The organism is Eudoraea sp. (assembly GCF_049669105.1).
In the GTDB taxonomy this organism is placed as follows: Bacteria; Bacteroidota; Bacteroidia; order Flavobacteriales; family Flavobacteriaceae; genus Eudoraea.
This window is the reverse complement of sequence record NZ_JBATKE010000105.1, coordinates 1-7,612: the sequence shown is the minus strand read 5'-3', so window position 1 is coordinate 7,612 and position 7,612 is coordinate 1. Positions and strand designations below refer to the sequence as shown.

The 7,612-nt window shown below is 37.5% G+C and carries 5 protein-coding genes and 1 pseudogene; all 6 read right to left on the bottom strand.

Annotated features, from left to right (window positions below; all coding sequences use genetic code 11):
- A pseudogene (locus WBM60_RS08870) lies at positions 1–533 on the bottom strand (hypothetical protein); the annotation flags it as partial.
- Between the two features lie 180 nt (positions 534–713).
- Complete coding sequence (locus tag WBM60_RS08865; RefSeq protein WP_424259108.1) at positions 714–1,028, bottom strand: aminotransferase class V-fold PLP-dependent enzyme; 315 nt, start codon at positions 1,026–1,028, stop codon at positions 714–716.
- 278 nt (positions 1,029–1,306) lie between these two features.
- On the bottom strand, positions 1,307–2,191 hold the full coding sequence (locus tag WBM60_RS08860; RefSeq protein WP_424279107.1) for a hypothetical protein: 885 nt from the start codon (positions 2,189–2,191) through the stop codon (positions 1,307–1,309).
- A gap of 143 nt (positions 2,192–2,334) precedes the next feature.
- Entirely contained in the window at positions 2,335–2,790 is a 456-nt protein-coding gene (locus WBM60_RS08855) for a hypothetical protein (RefSeq protein WP_424259110.1), read from the bottom strand.
- A gap of 533 nt (positions 2,791–3,323) precedes the next feature.
- A complete protein-coding gene (locus WBM60_RS08850) occupies positions 3,324–4,898 on the bottom strand; it encodes a tetratricopeptide repeat protein (protein ID WP_424276304.1) in 1,575 nt (524 codons plus the stop codon).
- Positions 4,899–5,102: 204 nt separating this feature from the next.
- Complete coding sequence (locus tag WBM60_RS08845; protein ID WP_424282987.1) at positions 5,103–7,559, bottom strand: hypothetical protein; 2,457 nt, start codon at positions 7,557–7,559, stop codon at positions 5,103–5,105.
- Positions 7,560–7,612 lie beyond the last annotated feature (53 nt).

Genomic DNA, 7,612 nt, shown 5'->3' with positions numbered 1-7,612 from the left:
AGTTTTACACCAATTACGCTTTCCAATCCTTCCACCAGGTGGCCTCCTTCCGGCAGCAATTGAAGATCGTAGTTTGTTTCAGGCAGTTGCCTGACCTTTGCATTTTCATTAATGACCTGTATCTTTTGTAAAAAGGAATCATCCTCTGTAAAGTTCCTCATCCAGTTGGTCGAGGCTTTTATAAAGTAATCTCCGCTGGCGTAGGTGGAGTCTATATTTATATTCCCTTTGGCGTGCCCGTTAACCATCATAACCAGCTGATTTACTATGGGAATTCCTTCTTCATTGTATAAGGCTATGTGCAGGTTTGTGGTTTGGGTGAAGGGTACGTTATTCTTTTTGTCATATGCGTAGGCACTAAACCAAAGCTCTTCGCCAACTACATAAGTGCTCTTATTTAAATGCAGAAAAATGGACTCTCTGGGTAGTTCAAAATAGGATTCGTAAGATTCTTTTATAGTTGTGTTGTTTTGTGCCAGAAGACTGCTGCAAAGGATTACAGACAGTAACACTATATAGAAGATTTTTCTCATACATAAATATAAAACTTCTACGGAGAACGACCAATCCTATTTTAACTAAAAAAGGTTAATTTAAATTCCGGGTTTGGAGTTTTTTATGATGGTTTCCCTTAATGAAATCTAGAGTTAGATAAGTAATTACTTTATGGATAGGTCTTTTTATCAAAATGATGTTCTTAAACCGTTCAAATCCTACAGATGTAATAATCCCCTTTCCTGATCTACATGCCACTCTACAATTTTAAGTCCTCGGTCTGCCAAGCGTCTCCATGCCCCTGTATTGGCTTCATGATCCTGGCAAGAAACAATGATTTCGTCACCGTCCTTCCACATGGGTCGCATGGCATTGGCCAAAACGTAAACATTTTGGGTTGTGGATGGACCGAAATGAATTTCTGAAGCTTCAACATTCAAATAGTCAGCCATTCTCTTATACGAAAGGTCCATCAATTCTCCGGCCCGCATTGAAGCAGGATAAGGATAGTAGGGTTGTACCTTGTTTTTCATATAAAAGTCTGTCAACCGGCTAATAAATTGTATACAAGGTTAGAATCCCCCGCATTTTCAAAAAAAGCCTATCCGTCCAAGGTAGGTTCAGAAAAAGCCGGAAATTGTGAGCGCACAAATTGTAAATCAAGTTTCATAAATTGCCTTCTTAAATTAGTGTTCATAATTAGTTTAGCAACAGGCCAATACTTTTTCGTCAAAAGCATATTTCAAGTACTTGCCCATTTTACCTGCCCTTCGAAATGTCCGGGCTAACTCGAATTAGCAGACGTCTGGATTTATTTTAAATTATACACCTTATATGTCCTGGACCATGCCACTGATTCGCCAGCTTTAATAAATATATTAAAATATAACTCAGGACTAACCACATGACTACATCCCCAAAGATTTATTTTATTTGTTTTAAAACTTCCGGTTTCAGTAATTCCAATATTATTGTTAAGGTTTATTAATTCCCATGCAGCATCAACATTTCTATCACCGGAGAGGTTACTAAAATAGAATTGCACATTGGGCGCACTGTTGAATTTAATTTCATTTTGCCCTATATCAACTTTTCGTTCAGGATTAACAGTTTCCCCAAATTTTTCAGGCTTTAATTGAAATGGAAATTTTAATACATAATTATTCCCCACAAGTTCTTTATTTATTGCTATAAAATTGTGACCGTATTCGTCCGTGCAAATATCTTTTTCACCCGTATTTTCTAGGTAGTATTTGATGGTAAAATTACTTTCATGCAATTCAACCTCTTTTTGTAATAAATACGAATAGCCGTTGCTATTTTCTGATAAGCAGTTAATTAAAATTTTATTTGATTTAATAATAGTATTAAACGCTGCTGGTTTAATATCGTAATTTTTACTAAACAGATATTGATTATCATCTTTTTTTAATAAACCCACACCTATTTTGTGAAACCAACCACCTATATCGGTCTCATTAAATCCTAATGGCGAATCAATTCCGAATTCATTATAAAATCCTTTTCCAAAATAATGCTCATTTTCACAATCAGTTCGCTCAACACCGGTTAAATGAATGTTTTGAAATTTTACTTCCACAATTTTTCCTGTCCAGTCAAATCTTGAAGCGTTATAATTCTCCTCAGGCAGGTCTATATGAATTTCCAGATTTTTGTTTTTAAGTATATGTGGCATATTGTAAAAAGAGTAATAGAATAATACTAATCAATTATCACGATATAAAAAAACCGCCACAATAGATTGTGGCGGTTTTTTATTCTTAAATGTAAATTAAATCTTTGCTTTATCTTGTTTAATTGATCAAGTTCAAAAAATACTTACGACCTTAATCTTTTAAAGATGAATCGGGTAATAAAGATACCTGTTCCATCACCTTTCCCCGAGTCACTTTCAACGCCACTTGTTACGAATGTCAATTCCCATCCTTCTGTAATCATGGTATTGACCTTTGATGAAAGTAAGGCGTCATTTGAAGCAACATTTTGAAAATTAATACCTGTTGCACTGTAGAAATTTAGAATTTTAGTTTCATCAAAATTTTCCACCTTGGCGTCTCCTCGTTTTGATTTATTCTGCTTATTATCCTCTTCTGTTCGGGATGAGGTGTATTCCGTATAATCTTTGTCTTCCTGGGCGGAAATGATCCTGGACCTTCCAAGTCCCATTGGAACTACAGATTCAATACTCGTTACAATCCTGTACTCAAAGACCTGGGCCTTTATTTCTATTACAGAAACAAGCAATAGGGCTACAAATAAAAATTTTTTAAACATTTTGTTGGTTTTTTAGTATTAAACATTGTTTAGATGATCTTTAAACTCTATGTCCTGGTAATTATTGCCAAGATTTTTGATAATAACCTATTATTAGGCGCTTATCGATATATAAGCCACAGGTATATTCACTTAAAAATTTTATGCGTCATCACTAATTATATTTTTAAGAAGTCCAACCCCGGGGGGGTCCTGCTCTATTGTATTACAAAAGGGAAACTATAGGGACTATCAGACATTTATTCTGCATTACTCCTGCACTCCAGCTGGCCCATTCGTTAAAAACATTCTCTGAATTTTTTTTAACCCTCTATCCTGTTTTAATCATTAAAGAATTTGATAATTTGAAGCAGGTGTGGGTGCTTTTCGTATCAGGATAGTGAGTTATCTTTAGAAGTATTCAGGTGCTTGTAGATGACGAAGAAATTAGACCCTTACAATATCTACTATCACTGTTGTACTATTTAAGTTCCATATTCAGTAATGAAATTCCTTAATGCAGATCATCCTTTTGGGGGTTAAATTTAAACCCGTTATTTACCTTGCATAAGTTCAATGAAATCTGTCTCCTTTTGTAAGCAATATAAATCAGGGTCGTGTTTGATATATTCATAATTTCCATATCCATTATCTATTGCCTTTTTAAGATTTTTTATTGCCGCTGCTTTTTTACCTAATATGGCATTAAAACATGCAAGATTATAAATAATAATTAAGTCATTCGGGCTTAGTTCAAGTGCCTTTTGCATTTCTATTTTTGCTTCTTTTAAATTACCTAACCTTTTTAATGTAAAAGCATAAAATTGGTGGGCACGGGCGTCAGTAGGGTTCCGTTTCAGATATTTAGGGTAAAATATTGCTGCCCGCTGAATAGTATCCTCTAACCCAACTTTATCTTTTAATTTTTCATAAGACATCTGCAAATCACCATAAGCTGTATGGAAATCTCGGTTAAGATCTAATGCTTTATTATAATCAACTACAGCTTCAGAATCTCTGTCCTGTATTCTATAGAGTCGGCCTCTAATCCAATAGGCAAAAAAATTATCAGGGTCAAATGATATCGCCTTTTGAACGGCTATCAATGCTTCGTTTAGTGAATTCTTATTGTAGTAAGCTAACCCAAGAGCGCCATACGCCTCCGATGAGTTAGGATCATAGATAAGTGCTTTCAAGGCCGATCCTTCTGCCTTTTCAAGCCATGAGATATTTTTATCATGTGTTTCATATAACATGGCATAAGCTTCACTCATACCAGCATAAGCTGCAGCATATTCAGGATCCAGATCAATTGCGCTTTGAAAAAGATCTATAGCTAAAAGGAGATAACTCTTAGTATAACGAAATAGAAATTCACGGCCTTTTAAGTAAGTATCAAACGCCTCGCTATTCATTGTTGAACTTCTGCTAATAGCCACTTTTTCTTTAGGAGTAAGCTTTAGTTGTAACGACTTTACAATCTTCTTAGATACCTTTTCCTGAATAACAAAAACATCTGCCATCTTACCACTGTAAATCTCGGCCCAAAGTTCAGAATCTTTTTCGACATCAATTAATTCCGTCGAAATTCTTAAATCATCCTTGTGCTTGCGCACAGTACCTTGCAAAAGGTATTTCGCTTTCAATTCCTTTCCCAATGATTCAATATCCAAATCCGAATTTCTATACCTCATGGAAGTGTTTCTGGAAGCTATCTCAAGCTCCTTGATTCCGGATAAACGCATAATGATTTCCTCGGTAAGACCATCACTAAAATAATTGCTGCCATTTTCCGGACTGATATTTCGAAAGGGTAATACCGCAAGTTTTTTAATGTTTTTGTTAAACCACTGGTTTGATTTTGGTGATAACGAAGCCGCTACTTCAGTATTTTTAGTTTTCTTAATTCCTTTAGGAGTGAATTCATATACCCAGGCGATAATTAAATAGAGCGGAAAGCCCATGATCAGGAAAAAAATCAAGGTTTTCATGATAAAAGGCGGGGCACCAAAAGTTGGAAGAACTATGGAAGCCACTTCAGTAATTAACCAGGCAACCACTAAATAGGCTATTGCCGGTTTAAATACATTACGTCTTTTGAGTTCTGCTATGTATTTTTTTAAATTCACTTTAATTCAAAGTTAACTTTTATTCACCAGATACTTCCTCACCCTCTGAAATGCTAATTCATTATTTTTTTCCCTATGGAGCATAGCAAAGTTTAAAGGGTTCTAAATAGTTAGTGGGATTCTTAAAGTTACAAAATTTCAAATGATTATGAGTGTTTCTTTTGCTCCTGAAATTTAAGTTTTGAAGTTTGGAAAAATTTAGAATTAAGGATTACTCTTCTCAGACATCTTGATGGTTTTAATAGTGGAAATCAGGCTACCGTCTTCTGTCATGCCCTCTATAAAGAATGAGATATTTTCCATTCCGGTATCTGCAATGTTAAATGTTCCTTTCCCATTTGCATCCAATTCTAATTGCGGTTCCCAGTGGATGGTCCCTGTATATTCAAAAAGGGAATTGCTATAAATATATTTTGGTGTATAAAACTTTTTTGGAACATCAAAACCATGGGTGGTATCAATAAAACTTTTATTCATAGCTGTGGCATCGGTAGGGACAAGCGGTGTCCTTCTGGTCCATATTTTGATCACTCCACCAGCTCCATTTACACCCTCAGTGACATCGGGCCGGGGATTAACCTCAATACGTTCTATCTCTGCTGTATAAAGTTCGTAAAGAAAACTAAAACTACCTGATTCCTGAAAAGGATCGTCTACAGGTGCATCCGGGGTTTTAACACTACCACCAAAACCATTACCTTGTGCTTGTGATGGAGGAGATGATGATGATGCCGAAGTTTCGGCCACCAAACGTGTACCGTCCAAATATATTACAGGTGGTGCACCACCAAGGCTTCTTCTGCTGGATATCTTTACGGCGCCCAAACTCGCCTTTATATTATAGCCCTTAACTCGTAAAAAATCAGTCACTCTGGGATACATGTTTACCACTTGCTGATCTACGACAATTTCATCCTTTCCAATTATATTTGAAAATTTTTGTTTTTGTTCTACTACTTCTACCTCATCTAAAAAGATGGTTTTGTTCTCTAATTTGTAGTCTAATTCCGGTAGTTCCGAAGCATAATTATTGGGAGTGGTCAATTCACTGGGCCCCAAGAGGCTTGGGTTTGAGTCAGGAACAATTTTAGCGTATAATCTACGTGATGATGGTTTTCCGTTTTCCCGGATCAGTTTTATCTGCACTTCTTCGTTCTTCTCCACAAGCAGGTTTGGAATCTCGAAGTCAGGGCTTTCCAACTCCACTGTCCTTGAGTCATGGTATTTTGAATCTTCCATATAAAAGGAAGGGAATTTTCTTAAGTCTGCGCCCATGATACTTCCTTTGAGGGTTAGACCGTTTTCATAAGGGAAGTTGATGACAGGTGCGCGGTTGAAGATATTCTTCCATTCGTACCTGCTCCATCCCTGCACGAGTAGTAGCAAGTCCAGGTCGTAGCTTTTTCTGGGCCCAAATCCCCTGAAATAATATGCGGGGTTCTCTACATACCCTCTTACGTATGGTTTTAGAAGAAATTCAGAAAAAATATTGACTTTCTGGTTGTAAGACCTTGTTTCCGAGGGTAATACCGAAATACTGAGGTGCCCATTATTTTCTCCCTCCGATAAGATTTTGAGGTCTATGGTCAGCGAGTCTTTAACTTTCTTAGCAAGGCGCACCTCGGCCTGTATGTCTCTTATCCCGTAGTTGTTAAAGAATAGACGCTCTGCGATGGGCCTGTCTCGTTCGTCAAAAAGGGTAACTGTGTTTACTCCTGGAAAGAGTTGATCCTTATTTATAGAAAGGATGGTCTCCTGTTGTGAATTGTCAAAAACGACAGATCTTGTCGCCCTGATGTCACCGTCCTTGTGTACCAAAAGCTGGTATTTTTTCTTTTCGAGGTCCTCCAGGGTTTTTTTATTGGTGGCCACGGCGAAAAAGATATCCTCGGCGCTATAATTGTTGACCACCCTAAGGACGATTCCCTTTTCAGATGCGTGAGGTAGGGGAGCAGTTACCACCTTGTTATCACCAAATCGTATGCTCACATTGTAGGTGTCCTTTTGAGGCCGGAAAGGAAAACTAGCCATTCCGAGTGAATTCCCATCGAAATCCATCACACTTATGCCACTATCATTAACAAGACTGCCCTTTTCAAAAACTACGCCACGGCCATCGCCGTCAATCAGCTTCACCCCTATGACGCTTTCCACCTCTTCTACCATATGGCCTCCTTCCGGTAATAATTGAAGGTCGTATGTAGTATCTGCCAGGTCCCGGACCTCTACGCTGCCGTTAATGACCTGTATCTTCTGAATAAAGGAATCATCCTCGGAAAAATTCTTCATCCAATTGGTAGAGGCTTTTATAAAGTAGTCCCCGCTTGCGTACGTCGAGTCTATGCTGATATTCCCCCTGGCAAATCCGTTAACGGCCATGAATAATTGATCTTCTAAAGGCTTCCCCTGCTCATTGTACAATACAACATGAAGGTTCGTAGTCTGTGTAAAGGGTAGTCCATTCTTCCTGTCGTAGGTGTACGCACTAAACCAAAGCTCTTCCCCAACCACATAGGTGCTCTTGTTCAAGTGCAGGAATATCGATTCCCTGGGAAGCTCGAAATACGATTCGTAAGAATCTTCTATTGATGTGTTGTTTTGTGCAAAAAGACCACTGGAAAGACCCAAAGATAGTAAGAGTGCATAGTGTATTTTTACCATTTTCAAATATAAGGCCTTAGGTTAGATATACAATCCGAAAGTTTGCAGAAACA